This is a genomic window from Xanthomonas sp. MLO165 (assembly GCF_018831305.1).
In the GTDB taxonomy this organism is placed as follows: Bacteria; Pseudomonadota; Gammaproteobacteria; order Xanthomonadales; family Xanthomonadaceae; genus Xanthomonas; species Xanthomonas arboricola.
In genome coordinates, this window is the sequence record NZ_CP029263.1 from 2881496 (window position 1) to 2898073 (window position 16578).

Below are 16578 nucleotides of genomic sequence, written 5' to 3' on the forward strand. Positions count from 1 at the left end.
ATCGAGCGATCGGCCCACGACGGCGCATTGCCTCGCATGGCCTCGTACCCGTTATCCCCTGTGCACCGGCTTCATCCGCGAGCCATACGACGGCCAGGCAACCCTGACCTATCCCCAGGCCGCTGACCCAGGTGCGGCAGATTGCCGCAGCCCTGGAAACCCGGCGCGCCCGCCTGCGCTGCCAGCGCGCTCGGCCATCACTTCCCGCTGACAGCTGAACCGGTTTGCTTGCCGGGCCTTCGCATGGGGAGGACAATACGGCTTCAGAACATTGACACGATGATGATCGACTCCACCCGCTATCCGCGCCTGTCCCGCATCCAGACCCCCGACGATCTGCGCACTTTCGACGAGGCCGATCTGACCGCGATCGCCGAAGAGCTGCGCGCCTACCTCATCGAATCGGTGGGCAAGAGCGGCGGGCATTTCGCGGCCGGACTGGGCGTGATCGAGCTCACCGTCGCCCTGCACTACCTGTATCAGACCCCGGTCGATCAGCTGGTGTGGGATGTGGGCCATCAGACCTATCCGCACAAGATCCTCACCGGCCGTCGCGACCAGATCCACACGGTCAAGCAAAAGGACGGCGTGGCGCCGTTCCCCAAGCGCGAAGAGAGCGTCTACGACACCTTCGGCGTCGGGCATTCCTCGACTTCGATCTCGGCCGCGCTGGGCATGGCGATCGCCGCGCAGCGCAGCGGCGACGAGCGCAAGGTGGTGGCGGTGATCGGCGACGGCGCGATGACCGCCGGCATGGTCTACGAGGCGCTCAACCACGCCGGCGGTATGGACCCGGAGCCGAACCTGCTGGTGATCCTCAACGACAACCGCATGTCGATCTCCGAAGCGGTCGGCGGGTTGACCAAGATGCTGGGGCGTGCCAGCGGCAGCCGCACCCTCAACGCCATCCGCGAGGGCGGCAAGAAGATCCTCGGCGACAAGAAGAACAACCCCACCGCGCGCTTCGTGCGGCGCTGGGAAGAACACTGGAAGGGCATGTTCGTGCCGTCCACGCTGTTCGAGGAAATGGGCTTCCACTACACCGGCCCGATCGACGGCCACGACCTGCCCGGCCTGGTCGGCGCGCTGAAGACCCTGAAGACGCTCAAGGGCCCGCAGCTGCTGCACGTGATCACCACCAAGGGCAAGGGCTACGAACTGGCCGAAGGCGACCAGATCGGTTACCACGCCGTGGGCCCGTTCGATCCGAGCAAGGGCCTGGTCGCCAAGGCCGGCGCCAAGAAGCCGACCTATACCGATGTCTTCAGCGACTGGGTCTGCGACATGGCCGCGGCCGAACCCAGGCTGCTGGTGATCACCCCGGCGATGCGCGAGGGCTCGGGCCTGGTGCGTTTCAGCAAGGAATATCCGCAGCGCTATTTCGACGTGGCGATCGCCGAGCAACACGCGGTGACGCTGGCCGCCGGCATGGCCACCCAGGGCGCCAAACCGGTGGTGGCGATCTACTCCACCTTCCTGCAGCGCGGCTACGACCAGCTGGTGCACGACGTGGCGGTGCAGAAGCTCGACGTGCTGTTCGCGATCGACCGCGGCGGCGTGGTCGGCCCGGATGGCGCCACCCATGCCGGCAACCTGGACCTGAGCTTCCTGCGCTGCGTCCCGCACATGGTGGTGATGGCGCCGGCCGACGAGGCCGAATGCCGTCAGATGCTCACCACCGGCGTGCATTACGAAGGCCCGGCGGCAGTGCGTTACCCGCGCGGCACCGGCCCGGGCAGCGCACTCGATGCATCGCTCACCAGCCTGCCGATCGGCAAGGCGCAGCTGCGTCACAGCGGCACACGCATCGCCCTGCTGGGTTTCGGCGCCAGCGTCGATGCCGCAGAAGCGGTCGGCCGCGAACTCGGTCTGACCGTGGTCAACATGCGCTTTGTCAAACCGCTCGATAAAGCCATGCTGCTGGAGCTGGCCAAGAGCCACGAAGGCTTCGTCACCATCGAAGACAACGTCGTTGCCGGCGGCGCCGGCTCGGGCGTGGCCGAGTTGCTCAACGCAGAAGCGGTCACCATGCCGATGCTGCACCTGGGCCTGCCGGACAGCTTCCAGCATCACGCCAGCCGCGAAGACCTGCTGGCCGAGGCCGGCATCGACCAGGCCGGCATCCGCGCTGCGGTGCTCAAGCGCTGGCCGCAGCTGATGGCAGGCAAGCCGCCCGCGTTGAATGCCGCTGCAGGCTGAGGCCTGCGCGGGTCACACACGGCGGCAGTTGCGGCAGGCGGGTGCAAAACCGCCTGCCTGTGTCGGCAATGACGGATGCCGCGTGCTGACGCCGATGTAATGACCCGCAACACGAGCGATCCCGCGCGATGACGCACTAGACCTGCGGCACCGCCCCGGTACGCGCAAACGCCTCCACCAGCCGCAGGATGCGCGCCTGCGCATCGATGCCGTACAGCTCCGTCTGCAATCTGCGCACGCCTACTGGCAGCTCGGTGGCAGCGAGTGCCTCGCGCAACAGCGCAGGCAGGCCGTCCAGCTCGCGCAGCCACCACGACGCACCTGCGCTGTGCAGACGCGCGGCATGGTCGAACTGATCGTAATCCAGCGGGTAGACGATCGACGGCAAGCCCGCGGCCAGGCAGGCATACAGGATGCCGGCACCGCCATGGTGGACCACCAGCTCGTAGCGATGCAGCTGCTGCGCGTAGTCCACGTACGGCAGGCGCTGGTAGTTGCCGTGCGTCTGCGCTGGCGGCGCGGCGGTATCGCCATCGCTGAAGTGGAAGATCACCTGTGGAAACTGCAGCGCCACCGCACGCAGCACCTGGTCCATCCGCTGCTTGACCCATTGCAGATGCGTGCCTAGCGTCACCAGCACATGCCGACGACCGGGGACGAACTGCGGCGGCGCAACCGCCGCGGGCGGCGTGCACAGCTGCGGCCCGACGAAGCGCACCGCCGCCGGCCAGCGCCGCGCCAACTCGAACGACGGCAGCCCCAGGGCCAGGATGCAGTGCGGCGAATACACCGCCTCGCTGCGATCGCTGCGATAGATCGCCGGCAATCCGGATGCGCGCATCTGACGGCGGTAGCACAGGTGCAGGCTCCGTTTGAAGCCGCGCGTCAGCCGCCGCGCCATCGCCTGCCAGATCCGCTGCGCTGCCGTGGATGGCGGAAGCAGGCCGCCGAAATACGCCGGAGGCCCGTCGCCGGTTTCGATCACGCATGGCGACGGCATGCTGGTCCACCAGGCGATGCCCATCGCCTGCGCCGCCAACCCCGCGCTGGGCAGGGTGAAATCGGCGATCACCAGGTCCGGCCTCCGCTCGCGCCAGCGCTGCCGTACCGCATCGCCCACCCGCGCCATCAGGCCAAGCGCGCTGTGCAACTGTCGGCGCAGCCGCAAGGGATTGTGGCCTACCGCATGCGGTGGATTGGCGATATCGAGCAACTGCCGGTCGGCTTGTGCATCCAGCACGCTGACCGCGCTCAGTCCGCATGCACGGATGCGCGCCAGTGCCGCCGGCGTGCTGATGACCTGGACATCGTGATGTGGCGCCAGCTGCCGGGCGATCGCCAGGATCGGATGCAGATGCCCGCTATACGGCGGCGCAATCAGATCAATGCGCATGTTCCCTCCCCTGCACTGCCTGCTCGACCTGCGCGATGAAGGCCTGGCACTCGGCCAGCACTGCCGCATCGCGCAGATAGTGCAGATGCCCGCAGGCAGGCGTCAGATCGGGCGCACCGGCGAACAGCGCACGCGAGATCCAGTCGCCGCTGCCCTGGACCACGCGCAACTGCCCGAACGCGGCAGGCGCATTGCACACCGGGCCATAGGCGAACACCGCAAGACGCGTGCGCAGCGCCTGCGGCAGCCGTAAGGCTGTCAGCAGCTGCAGGCCACAACTGCCGGCCAGCAGTACCGTCGTCGGCGCCTGCTCCAGCAGCGCCACCACGCGCATGCGATCTGCATCGGCAACGCGTGCGGCGCGCGCGGCCAGATACTGGCGCGCGTTGGACACGCTGGCACGCCACAGCGGCATGTGCCGGTAAGTTGGACTAGCGGAGCGATACGGATAATTACAGTCGATCAGCCGCCGGCCCGGGCCTTGCAGCTGCTGCAGAAAATGCTGCTGTTGCATGCTCAATGCGCAACTCTCCGGATCGCTTTGCCCGGTGAGGAAAGCGATCTGCAGGCTGGCGCCGTCAGTCCGCACGGAAACGCCCATCCGGCAACACGCGATAACGCCGGGTGCGCCAGCGGATCGTGCGCACCAGCGCCGCATGCAGCAGATGCAGCAGCTGCAGGCACTCCGCAACGACCGACAGCAGCGGACGGTGGCGAACCGCACCGCTCACCCGCCATTGCACCAGGCACAGCAGCAGCGCACGCAGCAGCACGGTGCCCAGCACCCAGGCCAGCGCCGGCCAGCTCGCCTGCACGCAGGCACAGGCCAGCAAGGCCAGCAGCAGCAACGGCGGCAGCCCCTGCAGCACGCCGATCGCCGAACGCACGCCCACGCTCTGCCGACGCAGCAGGATCAACGCGAACAGCATCCATCGATGCATCTGGCGTGCGTAGCTGGCCAGATCCGGCATCGCGGTGCGCATCGCCACCGGTGCGACAGATTGGCGGAGTCGCCCGCCGCGCTCACGCACCAAGGTGGCAACGGCCAGATCGTCGGTGAGCTGCTGCAGTAGCGCAGCAAACCCGCCCCAGGCACGCAGCTGCTCGGTACGCGCGGCATAGCACATGCCGTTGATGGTCAGCGGCGCGGCGAACGGCAGCCAGCCCAGATAGGTCAGCGCCGCGTTGTTGTTGACGAACTGCGACAACAGCCGGCCTGGCAGCGTGGTGCTGTCCTGGTAGTACGGCAGCGCGGTGACCATATCGGCGTCGGTCAGATCCTGCAGCAGGCGCACGAGCGCGCTGGCGCTCAGCTGTGCATCGTCGTCGAGGATCAGGCTGATCGGCGCGCGCACATGCGCCAGCGCGTGCTCGAGCTTCCAGGCCTTGGGGTTGATGCCGGCTGGCGCGGCCGGCACCCGCATGCGCTGGATGCGTGCATGCGGATGCAGCGCGACCAAGGCATCGGCAACGCTGTTTCCCGGGATGTCGTCTGCATCCAGCAACCAGACAAACTGCGCGTCCGGCAGTGCTTGCAGGTTGGCCGCAAGCACCTGCTGCAAATGCGCATCGCCCCCCAGCACCGGCTGCAGGATCGCCACCTCGGCCGGGGTTGCGCTGGCGCCCCCCGCTGACAGTGCGCGTGCACCACGCAGCACCCACAGCACTGCAGCCGTCTTGACCATCAGCACCGCCAGGTAGGCAATTGCCACTATCGGAACGACTACGCCCACTGCGCCGCCTGCCAACGCACGAATGCCTCGATGCCTTGCTCCAGACTGACGCTGGGCGGCCCGAGATCGGCGAGCGTGCGTCGTGGGTCGAAGGTCTTGGAATAGGCAAACGCGCCCACGCCGAAGCGCGTGATCGGCGGCTCGCCGCGCAGGCGCAGCACGCGATACGCCGCTTCCACCACGCTGGCCATGCGCAGTGCGGTGGCGATGCGCACCTCGCGTTGCGGCAGCGGCAGCTGCAGGCGCGTGAGCAGGTCCAGCAGCAACTGCTGCAGATCCACCGGCTGCGCATTGGTGAGGTTGTAGGCCGGCTGCAACTGCGGCGCGGTCGCAGCGCGATAGAGGTAATCGCACAGCGTATCGATGTAGATCAGGTCGCCGATCACCGGCTGCGTCTGGCCGACGAAGCGTGGCAGCGCCCCCTTGCGCGCAGCGGCGATCACGCGCGGGAACAGCACCGTGTCTCCCGGCCCGAACACCGCACGCGGGCGCAGCACGGATTTGTCGCCCGGATACTGCTGCAGCAGCGTTTCGCCAAGGTATTTGGTCTGCGCGTAGGTGTTGACGAACGCCGGCCCGATCGGGCTGTCCTCGCTGAGGTCGTATTGATGCTCCTCGCGATAGAACACCGAACTGGACGACACATACAGCAGACGCGGGCAGCCATGGCGCTTGCAGAAGTCGATGACGTTGGCGGTGGCCTGGACGTTGTGCAACTGGAACTGCGCACGCGTGCCCCACGGCGAGGCCAATGCCGCAGCGTGGATCACCACATCCGGCTGCCACTGCAACGAGAACGGCTGGCTCAGATCGATGCGATGGTAGTTGGGCAGATCGCTGGCGCGGCGCCCGATGCCGTGGATCTCCACACCCGGCTGCCCCTGGAAACGTCGCAGGAAGGACCCACCGACAAAGCCGGATGCACCGGTCACGAGAATACGCAGGCTCATCGCCACTCCGGTTGATAACGGTCAAGGCTGGGTTGGCAATGCGACGGCAGGATGGTCAACTCCGGGTGTGCATGCGACAGCGCGTGCAGCTGCTGCACGGTGCGCCGGAACGCGCGCCAATCGTGCATCAACAAACGTGTGGGCCAGGCAGGCCACTGCAGCGCAGACCAGGTCGCCGACGACCACACCGCGTCGGCGCACAGCAATACCTCGCGGTCGTGTTGATCGCGCAACCACAGGCCCATCTGCCCGGGCACGTGCCCGGGCAACGGCACGGCCAGCACGCTGCCGTCCTCGAACAGATCGTAGGCCGCGCCCAGCCCTTGCCAGGCGCCGGTCAACGCACGCAACGGCGCCTGCTCGGCAAACTGCAGGCGCCGATCGAAATCCTCGGGGAGCAGCTGCGGCAACAAGGCACGCCGCAGTCCGCCGAGGCGCGAACAACTGCGCAGCTGTTGATAGTCGGCACGCAGGCACAGGAAGCGCGCGTTGGGCAGATCGCGCAGACCGCCGACATGATCGGCATGGAAGTGCGAAATCAGGCACCAGGCGATCTCCTCCAGCTGCACGCCACGGCGTGCCAGCTGTGCGCCCAGCGTTTCGTGCGCGGGCAGGTGCACCGGCGTGGTCCAGCGATACAGGCGCTCGGGCCAGGGATCGGTCGCGCGGAAAAAATGCTCCGCATACCCGGTGTCGTACAACAGCGCGCCGCGCTGCGGATGCCGGATCAGCACGCTCAACGCGGGAAATTCCACCGCATGCCAGTGGCCGTCCGCACGCACCATGCGCTCGCAGTGGCGGCAGTGGCCGATGCGCAGCAACTCGAGCGACACGCGCGGCGGCATCAGGGCGCGACCTGGTCGGAACATGCGCACACGCCCTAGTACCGCAACACCATGCCGCCGATTGCCAGCCCGGCACCGGTGCCGAGCAGCGCAACCAGATCGCCACGCTGCATGCGTTGTTCGATCCGGGCGTGATGCAAGGCATGCGGCAGCGAGGCGGCGACCTGGTTGCCGGTGGCCTGCAGGATGCGAATCACCTGATCGGGGCGCAGCCCCAGCGCCTGCACCACATGATCCAGGCCGCCCCCGGAGGCCTGGTGCGGGACCAGGCAGCGCAACGCTGCCGTGGTGGTGCCGGCCTCGCCCAGCAACCATTCCCAGAATGCAGGCAGATGGCGCGCGGCGAACCGGTAGGCGCCGCGCCCATCCATGCTGAAGCTGCGCAAGGCTTCGGGCGACTGTTCTTCGCCGCGCGGATAGCGGGTGCCGCCGCCGCGAATGCGGCACAGCTCCGCGCCATCGCCGTAACTGGACAGGCGGCTGGACAGCAGTGCCGAGCCGTCATCGGCGGCGCTGCGCCCCACGACCACCGCGGCCGCGCCATCGCCAAACAAGCCGGCGGTGGCCGGCGTCGATGCATCCAGCCCGCCCGATGCCACCTCGCTGGAAACGATCAACACGCATCGGTAGCGCCCGAGCGCCAACGCATTCGCGGCCATGTCCAGCGCCACCAGAAAGCTCAGGCAGGTCGCATTGACGTCGAAGGCCGGAATGCCCGAATCGCCCAGCCCGAGCGCGCGCTGGATCAGCACCGCCTGGCAGGGAATTGGCTGCTCCATGACGCTGCAGGCCGAGATCAGGCAATCGACCTGACCGGGGTCGATGCCCGCGCTTGCCAGCGCCTGGGTCGCCGCCGCCGCACCCATCGACGAAGCCGTCTCGCCCTCGCCCACGTAATGGCGCGTGGCCACTCCCGAGCGCGCGAAGGTGGTACCTGCCGGCAGCTGCCAGCGTTGATCCAGCTGTTGCGAGGTCACCTCCGTGGCGGGGACATGGCGCCCGGTGCCCAGAATGCGCAGCGGCAATGCGTTCAACACGGAGGTCTCGTTGGACAAGGCGCGCAGCATACCGTGGCTGGCGTGGGCCGAGCCGATCGATCGCCGGAGTGCGCCATGCGTATCGCCTGCCTGCGAGGACGGCGATCGGTCAGTCGATCGCCACCTCGTTCCAGACCACAACCGCCGGGCAGTCGTGCCGACGTGTCAAGGCGCTTCCACCGCATATCCCAGTGCCTGCAACCGCGCCAGATAGCCATCGGCTGCGGTCAGCCGGCTGATCGGCAGCACCGCGAAGGTGCTGCGATTGCGTTGCAGCGCGGTGGTGGCGATGCTCAGCCAGTGCTCGCGCATGCGCCGTTCCAGATCGTCGATGCCGCGCTTCCTGGCGGCGCCGGAACTGGCCATGGCGCTCATGCAGGCGGCCTGGGGATCCTCGCGTGGCAACTGGCGCAGTGCCTCGATGTCGCCCACCGACCAGGCGTTGGCGCGCTCGACCATCGTGGGCAGGTCGCGCTCGACGGTGACCAGGATGCTGCGGAAGCACGCGGTATCGTCCATGCCGCCGGCACGGAACTCCTTGATGGCCTGCCGCGGGTCGGCGATCTTGTAATCCAGCGCGGTGGGGGTCGGCTTGATCCCGGCGCGCTTGGCGGCACGCTCCACCACCGACCAGATCACCGGCGAGCGCGCCAGGCCGGAGCGTTTGATCGCCGCCTGATACAACTCGCCGGCGGCAAGCATCGGGCGCTTGCGCTCCACCCCACGGTCGCTGCCGAGATAGCGTGCCTTGGCAACCGACCAGCGCGCATACAGATCGGCCGGCAGCAGCTCGCGCAGTTCGCGGCCGTCCTCGTTCTTCATCGCCTTCATCGCCGAGGGCAACAGGGTCAGTTTGCCGAAAAACCCCATGTCCGCATCGATCTGGACGGTTGGGGCCATCAGCACCTGCTGCGACTGACCGATGATCGTCTCCACCTCGGCCGACTGCCACTGCAGCCGCTTCGGCAGCGGCGACACGGTGCCCAGGATCCACAGCACATGATCGCCCTTGCTGACCTTCCACAGGCCTGGGCCGGGCTGCACGCCGCGCACCACCATCGCTTCCAGATCGACCACGGCCGGCGGCGATGGCGCGGCTGGCTGCGGCGGCGTGCCATCGCTGGCCGACGCCAGCAACGCCACCAGCATCATTCCCATGCCCCACCCCGCCCGCTGGCCTTGCATCACGTCTCGCCCCCTGTGTGAGAACGCGGACACTACGCCAAGCCGGCCATGGCCGCGTTAGGGAAATGTTCGCCGCCGCAGCCGCGGATGGCTCAGCGTGGATCCAGGCTGGCCAGGTGCGCAGCCAGTGGCGAGCCGCCGTCGAGCAGCGCGAATCCTTCCCAGATGAATCCCGGCGAGACCGTGCAGCCCACCAGGGTGAAATCGCCAAGCGACCGCGCCGCCTGCCAGCACCCTGCCGGCACCACGTGCATCGGCTCGCCGCGCTCGGCGGCATCCAGGATCAGGCGTTGCAGCTGTCCGCTGGCCTCGTCGTAGATCGACAACTCCAGCGCATCGCCCTGCTGCCAATGCCAGCTTTCTTCCGCATCGACGCGATGCCAGGCGCTGCATTCGCCGGCAGCGAGCAGGAAGCGGATGGCGGTCAACGCCGGGCGCGGTTGACCGCCCTCGCTCACCTGGCGCACGGACGCATACACGCGACGGAAATGCCCGCCCTCGGGATGCGGGGCGAGTTCGAGCGAATGGATCAAGCTGGCGGCGGTCGGATGCATGCCTACATGCTAAGCCAGCCAACGCCGCGCATGCATCACGGCAGGTGCTTGCCCGCACGCAGACAGGTGCGGAAGAACACCAGCAGATCCCAGCTATAGCGCTTGAGCAGACGACGCGGCTCGTTGAGCAGCCGGTACATCCATTCCATATGCAGGCGCCGTACCCAATCCGGCGCACGCTTGGCGGTGCCGGACAGGAAATCCAGCAACGCGCCGACCCCGAACACCAGCGGCACGTTCAAGGCGTGGCTGTGATCCAGGATCCAACGCTCCTGCAGCGGGTTGCCGAAGGCCACCAGCAGCACATCGGCGCCCGAGCGATTGATGCGCTCGGCCAGGCCCTCGCCGGCGGCGGCAAATTCGCCGTAGCCGTCGCACATGCCGACCACCTGCTGGCCCAGGGTTCCAGTCAAGGTCGCGGCAGCGGTCTTGCCCACGCCCGGACGACCGCCGAGCAGGAAGAACTTGAGCGGCTGCGCGGCCTCGCGACACAGATACGGAATCAGGTCGGTGCCATTGAGGTTGCCGGCAAAGCGGCGGCCATGGATCAGGCGTGCTGCCAGATCCATGCCGATGCCGTCATTGACGATGCGCACGCTGGGCTCGCGCATCCGCAGACGCAGTGCCTGGCATTGCACGATGAAGTTGGTGTTGGCGAAAAACACCCGGCGTGGTTGCCGGGCGGCCAATGCGTGAAACAACTCCAGTGCAAACGCTTCCTGCGTGGTGGAGAGCACCGGAAATCCGCCAAGCGGAATCACCACGCCCTGCGGCATTCCCGTGTTGGCGGTTGCTGTCGTCTCCGTATCCACCTGCCGGCCCTGCATCATCGAATCACCAAAGGTCGTAAGGAAACGCGGCCAGCAGCCCGGCCTGCAGTTTTTCAAGATCGAAATCGCCGTTACCGCCAAGCTTCAGGCACTCTTCCACACTGTTGCCCGAGTGCCACTGCATGCGTCCGGTGCCGTTGTAGTAGTCGTCGTACTTGAAGCGATCCTCGCCGTTGCCCCAATCCAGGTACACCGCCGGAATCCCGTACGCCTCGGCAAGAATCAGCCCGTGCAGCGAACTGCTGATCACCAACTCGGCGCCCAGCAACGCACTCATGAAGGTCGCAGGCTTGACGTTGGGAAACACCAGATGGTCCGCGTACGCGCTGTACTTCTCGACCGGCTCGTTGAAATGCGGAACGATGGCAAAGGGGCGCTTGTTTGCCGTTCCCAGCGCATCGGCGGGGAAAAACATCGGTGTCAGCAGACCGGGGTCGCCATAGACTTCCGGCACCGCGATTCCGCGGTCGAGCAGGAATTGACGCGTCTTCGGACCACGTACTGCACGCACATCGAGCGTGCTGAAGGTATTGCGCTCGGCGGGAATCTTGCCGTTGATGCCGCTGCCCCAGACGGTGTCGCCGTCCTTGGCAAAATGCAGCACCGACCCGATGGCGATCAGTTTCTTGCTGAGATCACGCTTCTCGATCAGCGTCTTGTCCTGCAAGGAGAGCACACAGGACACAATCACCTTGGACAGATGATCTCCCATGTTGACGCCAGCGTTCTTCGGCTGCCACCAGAACAAGGCACGGCGTTCCGCATGTTCGATCCATTTCTGCAGCAAAGCATTGGCCATAACGAGCAGTCTCCTTCTAAAGTTGGGTGCGCTACATCAGTGCGAGAGCGCGGCCTCCGAAGAAGCACGCACCGCTGCGCCATCTTGCTGTGGGTACAAACGGGTTCCCGGATACGCACCTGGATTCAGTACGCGGTCGGTGGTGTCGGACCAATTCAGGCATTGGCGGTAACGCACGCGCGGTGCTTCCAGCGCGCGACTGATGGCCGCAATGACCGACTCACCGTTGCCGGGAGTGTAGCCGAAACGCGATTGATACGGCCCCACGACGGCATTCGGACACACCGCAGGCAGGCCGAAGAAATCGTATTGCAGCAACTTCATCGAACTATCGGCCAGATACACCGGCACCTGCTCGGATGCGTAAGGCGCGATCCCGAAACGGGCGTGCTTAATGTAGCCGATGGTCTCGGCGTGCTTCATCTCGCCATAGACGACCACGTTGTCGCCATAGCCGGGATGCCGGCCCATGCCCGAGCCGATCACATGGAACGTGACCTGTGGGAACGCCTTGCTGGCAACCACGAAGAAGTCCGGATCGAACAACATCGAGCCCACCGCGACCGCATGGATGCCCTCGCCATACGGCGACGGGTCGCCCAGCTGATCCAGGTTGTGATCCACACCGTGGCCGACGTGATACACGTTGTCGCGGCTTGCCACTTCCTCCGCCATTGCCGGCGACACCAATGCGATCACATCCAGCGTCGGTGCAACCCGATCGAACTCACGCTCGATATAGGACGCGACATTGATCGTGCTCAGACCATCGGAAGCGCGATAAACCAGCTTCGCTGCCGGATTGACGCGCTTGGCCAGCTCGATGAAGGCCACCGCGATACCGCTTTCGAACACGATCACGTCCGCCTCGCGCATCCAGTCCAGCAACTGGCGTGGCGGATGCGCGGCATACCAGCGGAACATCGCATCTTCGACAGAACGCAGCCAGGCGCGGCGCGTGTTGAACGGATGCACCGTCGTGCGCCACAGATAGCACTCCACGCCCTTGTGCGACACCACGGTGTTTGCGGTGTCGTCCAGCGGCAGCCGCATGTCGCCCTTCATGCGCGATAGCCGGCTATAGCGCAGCGAGAAAAACCGCGTGGTGCCGCGCAGCGCGAGTTGATCGGTGATGAAGTGGATATTGGCGCGCCGTGGCGTGCGGTAATCGTGGGCGGACAAGACCAGATAGCAAGGCCGGCGAATGCCGGAAGCGGCGGCGGGTGTATCGCTCATGGGCCGTGTCCTATGAATGAGTGGGAGAAAGCATGCAAGAACGCAGGCGAAGACGATGTCGATCTCATTGGCGTGCCTTGGCCTGCTTCAGCAACTTGCGGATGTTGAGGATGGCAACGACATCGCGGCGGAACGCCGGCCAGATCGCCAACGCCAGCAGACAGACCGCCGCCATCGTGGCCGCACCAACGGCCAGCTGCTGCCACAGCGGGCCACCGACGGTGATGGATGCGTAATACGCGCACACGCCCGCCACGCCGTACGCGGTCATCGCGCGCACCGCATTGGTGAACAGTGCAACCACCGGTGCGTCGGAGATCTTGCCGACCCAGACCAGCGACAACGGCCAGGTCACCAGCAGGCCGAATGAATAACCGATCGCCACGCCCATCGCGCCCCAGCGCGAGCCGACGAAGATGCAGCCGATCAGCACGATGCGGCTAACCAGCGAGAACAGCAACTGCGCGCGCATCAGGCCCCTGGCAAGAAACACCCAGTAGGTTGCATAGGACGCGGTCTGGAAAATACCGCCCAGCGTCAGCACCTGGAACAGGGGCACCGCCTCGCGCCACTGCTCGCCCAGCACCAGCACGATCAGCGGCATGGCCAGCGCGCAGGCGAAGGCGAACAGCGCAACGATCAGATGCACCATCACCGTCTGCCCGCGCAGCAGGAAGGCGCTGAAGCGTTCGCGGTCGTCCTGCAGCTGCGACAACACCGGCAACGCCACGCTGGTGGCCGGCGCGTTGATCTGATTCAACGGCATCATCAACAGCTGAAACGCACGGTTGTACAGGCCCAGTGCGTCCGGGCCGGTGCGCCAACCGATGATGACCTGGCCAACGTTGCGGCTGGCATAGCCCAGCAACTGCGCAGCCATCAGGTTCCAGCCGAAGCTCATGAAGTCGCGCATCGGCGCCGAACGTTGGTACCCGCCCGGCAACCAGCGTGCACAGCTCGCCGCGATGATGAAATTGACCACCGCCTGCACCACCTGCTGTACCACCAGCGCCCAATAGCCCCAGCCCAGCAAGGCGGCAGCGACGGCCGCGCCCAGGCCCAGCACCTGCGATCCCACATCGCTGAGCGCGACTTGGCCAAACCGTAGCCCACGGCTCAGATGCGCGCGGTACTGCGTGGTCATGCCGTTGATCAGGAAGGTCACCGCCAGCGCCTGGGAGATCGTCACCAGCGCCGGCTCCTTGTAGAAGTTGGCGATCACATGGGCAGAGGCGTAGACCATCACCGACAGCGACAAGCCGATGCCGCTGTTGATCCAGAACAGGTTGTCGCGCTGCTCGCGGCTGACATGCTTGGCCTGCACGGCAGCGGCAGACAGGCCGAAATCGCGCAGGATCTCGGCCGCACCGACAATCGCGGTGACCATCGCCATCAGGCCGTAGTCGTAAGGCGTCAGCAGGCGCGCCAGCAGGATGATGCCGCCGAACTGCACGACCATCTTGGCCGACTGGCCGATCATGGTCACCGCTGCGCCGCCGGCGGCGCGCGAACCGAGGCTGCGCTGTGGCGGCGGCGTGGGGGAATTCATCGTCGGGATCTCTGCGGTCACAGCGCGGCGTCTCCATCCTTGCCGAGCGCTTCCAGGTAGGTGCGGTAGTGCAGCTGTCCGATCCGTGGCCAGTCGCGTTGCGAGAGATCCGGTGCAGGGCCGCGCGGCGCGGCACGCACCTGGTCCAGCATGCCGGTCAGCAGCGCCGCATCGAATTCGCCGTCATAGAGAAACACCCAGCCCGGCCCCACTTCTTCGGCAATCGCCGCATTGGATTCGCTCCACGGTGCCAGCACCGGGCGCGCCAGCGACAACGCCAGCAACAAGGTGCCGGAGTTGTGCATCTGCCGGTACGGCAGCACCACCAGCTCGGCCTCGCTGACTTCGCGTGCCAGCACCGGCTCTTCGACATAAGCCAGCAAGGCACTCACACGCGGATCCTGCGCGCAGGCCTCCTCCACCAGGCTGCGCATCTGCGGCGTGGCCGGGTTGCCGACAATACGCAGCTTCAGGCGCGGATCGTCGACCTGACGCATCACCTCCAGCAGCGTTTCCACGCCCTTGTACGGGCGGATCAGACCGAAATGCAGCAGCCGCCCCGGAACCGGCGTGCCTTGCGGCATCTTTGCAAACCACTCGCGATAATGGCCGTGCAGGATGGTGTCAGTGAATGGCGGTCGCGGCGGCGTGGTCGCGTTGATGCGGATCCAGCGACGCGTCAGCCGATCGATCCAGCGCAACAGGCCGCGCTCGCGCCAGCCGCGATCCTCGTGCGGTGCCAGGTTGTGCAAGGTGCGCACCACCGGCGTGCCGGTCAGCTGCAGCTTGAGCAGCAACAGCGCCGCACACATCTGCTTGGCCAGGGTGCCGATCGCGCTGGGATGGCGCAGCAGATATTCCGGCCAATGCAGATGCAGCACGTCGTAGCGCGACAACAGCGCATCGCGCATCGAAAAGAAGCGCGGCTGCACTGCAGCGGGCAGCGATGCGTAAAGCTGGGTCAGGTACGGATTGGTGCTGGCATTGGGCTTCTCGGTGGAGAACAGCACGGTGACCTGCGGCTGCGCGGACGCACGCGCACTCGCTGCCGATGCAGGCGCGCTCATCGCACTGCCTCCTGGGTACGGCGGGTGCCCAACGCGGTGTGGTATTCGTCGACGTAGCGCCCGACCACATGCTTCCAGTCGTAGCGGCTCACATACGCCATGGACGCTGCACGACGCGTATCGAAATCGGCATCCGCCTGCAGCGCTAGCGCCTGTACCTGGTCTGCGGCCGCGTCGATCCGGTCGCGGTTGACGATCACGCCCTGCCCCGATTCGCTGGCAAGACGCACGAACGGCGGGATGTCGCTGAGGATCGGAATCAGGCCGGCACTCATCGCCTCGACCGCAGCGATGCCGAAGCCTTCATGGCGCGACAGGCAGACGAAGAACTGCGCCTGCTGCATCAGGCTGCGCAGCTGCTCCTGCGACGGCGACATGCTGAGCTGGACCTTGTCCTGCAAGCCCCGCTCGGCGATCGCCTTGCGCAGGTCGGCCTCGTTCAAATCGTATTCGCGCCCGGCAATGATCAGGCGCCACTGCGGATCGCGCTGCAGTACCGCCTGCAGCAGCTCCAAGGTTTCGATCAGGCCCTTGTTCACCGACCAGCGGCCGAAATACATCATGGTCCGCCCAGGCGTCGCTGCGCCCTGCGCTGCGTATTTCTCCACGTCCACGCCGTTTTCGATCACCCGCAAGCGCGCCGGCGACACCACCTTGGCGAACAGCTCGCCGTCGTTCTCGCTGGTGGCGATCACCCGCGCATACGCCAATGCCGAAGTGCGGGTGAGCGTTTGAAACCATAGCTGCTTCATCCGCGAGGCATACGCGGTGTGGAAGAAGCCGCCGTGCGTGGACACCACCATCGGCTTGCCATGCAGCGGCCTGGTCAGCGCCAGATAGTCGTAGAAAAAATCGATGCCGTGCAGGTGCACCAGATCGGCCGAGCGGATCGCGCTCAGCACGGACGGCGCCAACGGATAACGCGACGAGCCACGATAACCGATGCGTCGGATCGGCAAGCCCTGATACATCTCCTGCTGCGCAAGCTGCGCGCCCGGATCGGTAAACACCCGATCCAGCGTCACGACCTCCACCGTATCGGCACTGGTGGCCTGGTGTTGACGGGCCACATTGAGAACGACTTCCTCCATGCCTCCGATCGAAGGATGGAATTGGCGGACGACATGCACCACTTTCATTACGCCAATCTCCTGTGCCAGCGACGCAGACACATCTGCATGCTCGGCTGATCATTCTGGAA

15 protein-coding genes are annotated in these 16578 nt (G+C 66.1%); 1 reads left to right on the forward strand and 14 read right to left on the reverse strand.

What is annotated here, in order from left to right; all coding sequences use genetic code 11:
- Window positions 1-282 precede the first annotated feature (282 nt).
- Window positions 283-2199: a 1-deoxy-D-xylulose-5-phosphate synthase gene (gene dxs, locus DGN21_RS12095; RefSeq protein WP_160954491.1), complete on the forward strand. Its 1917-nt coding sequence runs from the start codon at window positions 283-285 to the stop codon at window positions 2197-2199.
- 136 nt (window positions 2200-2335) lie between these two features.
- Here dxs and DGN21_RS12100 read toward each other — a convergent pair whose 3' ends face one another.
- From DGN21_RS12100 to DGN21_RS12165, 14 genes are all read right to left on the reverse strand, one after another.
- Window positions 2336-3592 (reverse strand): glycosyltransferase, encoded by a 1257-nt coding sequence (locus DGN21_RS12100; protein ID WP_215824931.1) that lies wholly within the window; start codon window positions 3590-3592, stop codon window positions 2336-2338.
- Window positions 3582-4193, reverse strand: a complete 612-nt coding sequence (locus DGN21_RS12105; protein ID WP_160954474.1) for a hypothetical protein — start codon at window positions 4191-4193, stop codon at window positions 3582-3584. The genes DGN21_RS12100 and DGN21_RS12105 overlap by 11 nt, the downstream gene beginning before the upstream one ends.
- Window positions 4171-5325, reverse strand: coding sequence for a glycosyltransferase (locus tag DGN21_RS12110; RefSeq protein ID WP_160954473.1), 1155 nt, complete (start codon window positions 5323-5325; stop codon window positions 4171-4173). Before DGN21_RS12110 ends, DGN21_RS12105 begins: the two co-directional genes overlap by 23 nt.
- On the reverse strand, window positions 5316-6275 hold the full coding sequence (locus DGN21_RS12115) for an NAD(P)-dependent oxidoreductase (protein ID WP_126966001.1): 960 nt from the start codon (window positions 6273-6275) through the stop codon (window positions 5316-5318). The genes DGN21_RS12110 and DGN21_RS12115 overlap by 10 nt, the downstream gene beginning before the upstream one ends.
- Window positions 6272-7120: an MBL fold metallo-hydrolase gene (locus DGN21_RS12120; RefSeq protein ID WP_065031736.1), complete on the reverse strand. Its 849-nt coding sequence runs from the start codon at window positions 7118-7120 to the stop codon at window positions 6272-6274. Before DGN21_RS12120 ends, DGN21_RS12115 begins: the two co-directional genes overlap by 4 nt.
- Window positions 7121-7155: 35 nt before the next feature.
- Window positions 7156-8187 carry a 3-oxoacyl-[acyl-carrier-protein] synthase III C-terminal domain-containing protein gene (locus DGN21_RS12125; protein WP_160954472.1) on the reverse strand — a complete coding sequence of 344 codons (1032 nt, stop codon included), beginning with the start codon at window positions 8185-8187 and terminating at the stop codon, window positions 7156-7158.
- A 135-nt stretch (window positions 8188-8322) separates the two neighbouring features.
- Window positions 8323-9342 (reverse strand): TraB/GumN family protein, encoded by a 1020-nt coding sequence (locus DGN21_RS12130; protein WP_160954471.1) that lies wholly within the window; start codon window positions 9340-9342, stop codon window positions 8323-8325.
- A 92-nt stretch (window positions 9343-9434) separates the two neighbouring features.
- Window positions 9435-9896, reverse strand: a complete 462-nt coding sequence (locus DGN21_RS12135) for a cupin domain-containing protein (protein WP_126965999.1) — start codon at window positions 9894-9896, stop codon at window positions 9435-9437.
- A gap of 35 nt (window positions 9897-9931) precedes the next feature.
- A complete protein-coding gene (locus DGN21_RS12140; RefSeq protein WP_104576018.1) occupies window positions 9932-10726 on the reverse strand; it encodes a WecB/TagA/CpsF family glycosyltransferase in 795 nt (264 codons plus the stop codon).
- 4 nt (window positions 10727-10730) lie between these two features.
- Complete coding sequence (locus DGN21_RS12145; protein WP_039522111.1) at window positions 10731-11525, reverse strand: polysaccharide pyruvyl transferase family protein; 795 nt, start codon at window positions 11523-11525, stop codon at window positions 10731-10733.
- Window positions 11526-11561: 36 nt separating this feature from the next.
- Complete coding sequence (locus DGN21_RS12150) at window positions 11562-12761, reverse strand: glycosyltransferase (RefSeq protein WP_126965998.1); 1200 nt, start codon at window positions 12759-12761, stop codon at window positions 11562-11564.
- 64 nt (window positions 12762-12825) lie between these two features.
- The gene (locus DGN21_RS12155; RefSeq protein ID WP_160954470.1) at window positions 12826-14310 is read right to left on the reverse strand and encodes a lipopolysaccharide biosynthesis protein; all 1485 of its coding nucleotides are present in this window, start codon (window positions 14308-14310) and stop codon (window positions 12826-12828) included.
- A gap of 17 nt (window positions 14311-14327) precedes the next feature.
- Window positions 14328-15377, reverse strand: a complete 1050-nt coding sequence (locus DGN21_RS12160) for a glycosyltransferase (protein ID WP_126965996.1) — start codon at window positions 15375-15377, stop codon at window positions 14328-14330.
- On the reverse strand, window positions 15374-16516 hold the full coding sequence (locus DGN21_RS12165; protein WP_126965995.1) for a glycosyltransferase family 4 protein: 1143 nt from the start codon (window positions 16514-16516) through the stop codon (window positions 15374-15376). Before DGN21_RS12165 ends, DGN21_RS12160 begins: the two co-directional genes overlap by 4 nt.
- Window positions 16517-16578: the final 62 nt, after the last annotated feature.

Coding starts and splice junctions, on each gene's coding strand:
- dxs (WP_160954491.1), top strand. CDS start 283: ATGATCGACTCCACCCGCTATCCGCGCCTGTCCCGCATCCAGACCCCC.
- DGN21_RS12100 (WP_215824931.1), bottom strand. CDS start 3,592: ATGCGCATTGATCTGATTGCGCCGCCGTATAGCGGGCATCTGCATCCG.
- DGN21_RS12105 (WP_160954474.1), bottom strand. CDS start 4,193: ATGGGCGTTTCCGTGCGGACTGACGGCGCCAGCCTGCAGATCGCTTTC.
- DGN21_RS12115 (WP_126966001.1), bottom strand. CDS start 6,275: ATGAGCCTGCGTATTCTCGTGACCGGTGCATCCGGCTTTGTCGGTGGG.
- DGN21_RS12120 (WP_065031736.1), bottom strand. CDS start 7,120: ATGCCGCCGCGCGTGTCGCTCGAGTTGCTGCGCATCGGCCACTGCCGC.
- DGN21_RS12125 (WP_160954472.1), bottom strand. CDS start 8,187: ATGCTGCGCGCCTTGTCCAACGAGACCTCCGTGTTGAACGCATTGCCG.
- DGN21_RS12130 (WP_160954471.1), bottom strand. CDS start 9,342: ATGCAAGGCCAGCGGGCGGGGTGGGGCATGGGAATGATGCTGGTGGCG.
- DGN21_RS12135 (WP_126965999.1), bottom strand. CDS start 9,896: ATGCATCCGACCGCCGCCAGCTTGATCCATTCGCTCGAACTCGCCCCG.
- DGN21_RS12140 (WP_104576018.1), bottom strand. CDS start 10,726: ATGATGCAGGGCCGGCAGGTGGATACGGAGACGACAGCAACCGCCAAC.
- DGN21_RS12145 (WP_039522111.1), bottom strand. CDS start 11,525: ATGGCCAATGCTTTGCTGCAGAAATGGATCGAACATGCGGAACGCCGT.
- DGN21_RS12150 (WP_126965998.1), bottom strand. CDS start 12,761: ATGAGCGATACACCCGCCGCCGCTTCCGGCATTCGCCGGCCTTGCTAT.
- DGN21_RS12155 (WP_160954470.1), bottom strand. CDS start 14,310: ATGAATTCCCCCACGCCGCCGCCACAGCGCAGCCTCGGTTCGCGCGCC.
- DGN21_RS12160 (WP_126965996.1), bottom strand. CDS start 15,377: ATGAGCGCGCCTGCATCGGCAGCGAGTGCGCGTGCGTCCGCGCAGCCG.
- DGN21_RS12165 (WP_126965995.1), bottom strand. CDS start 16,516: ATGAAAGTGGTGCATGTCGTCCGCCAATTCCATCCTTCGATCGGAGGC.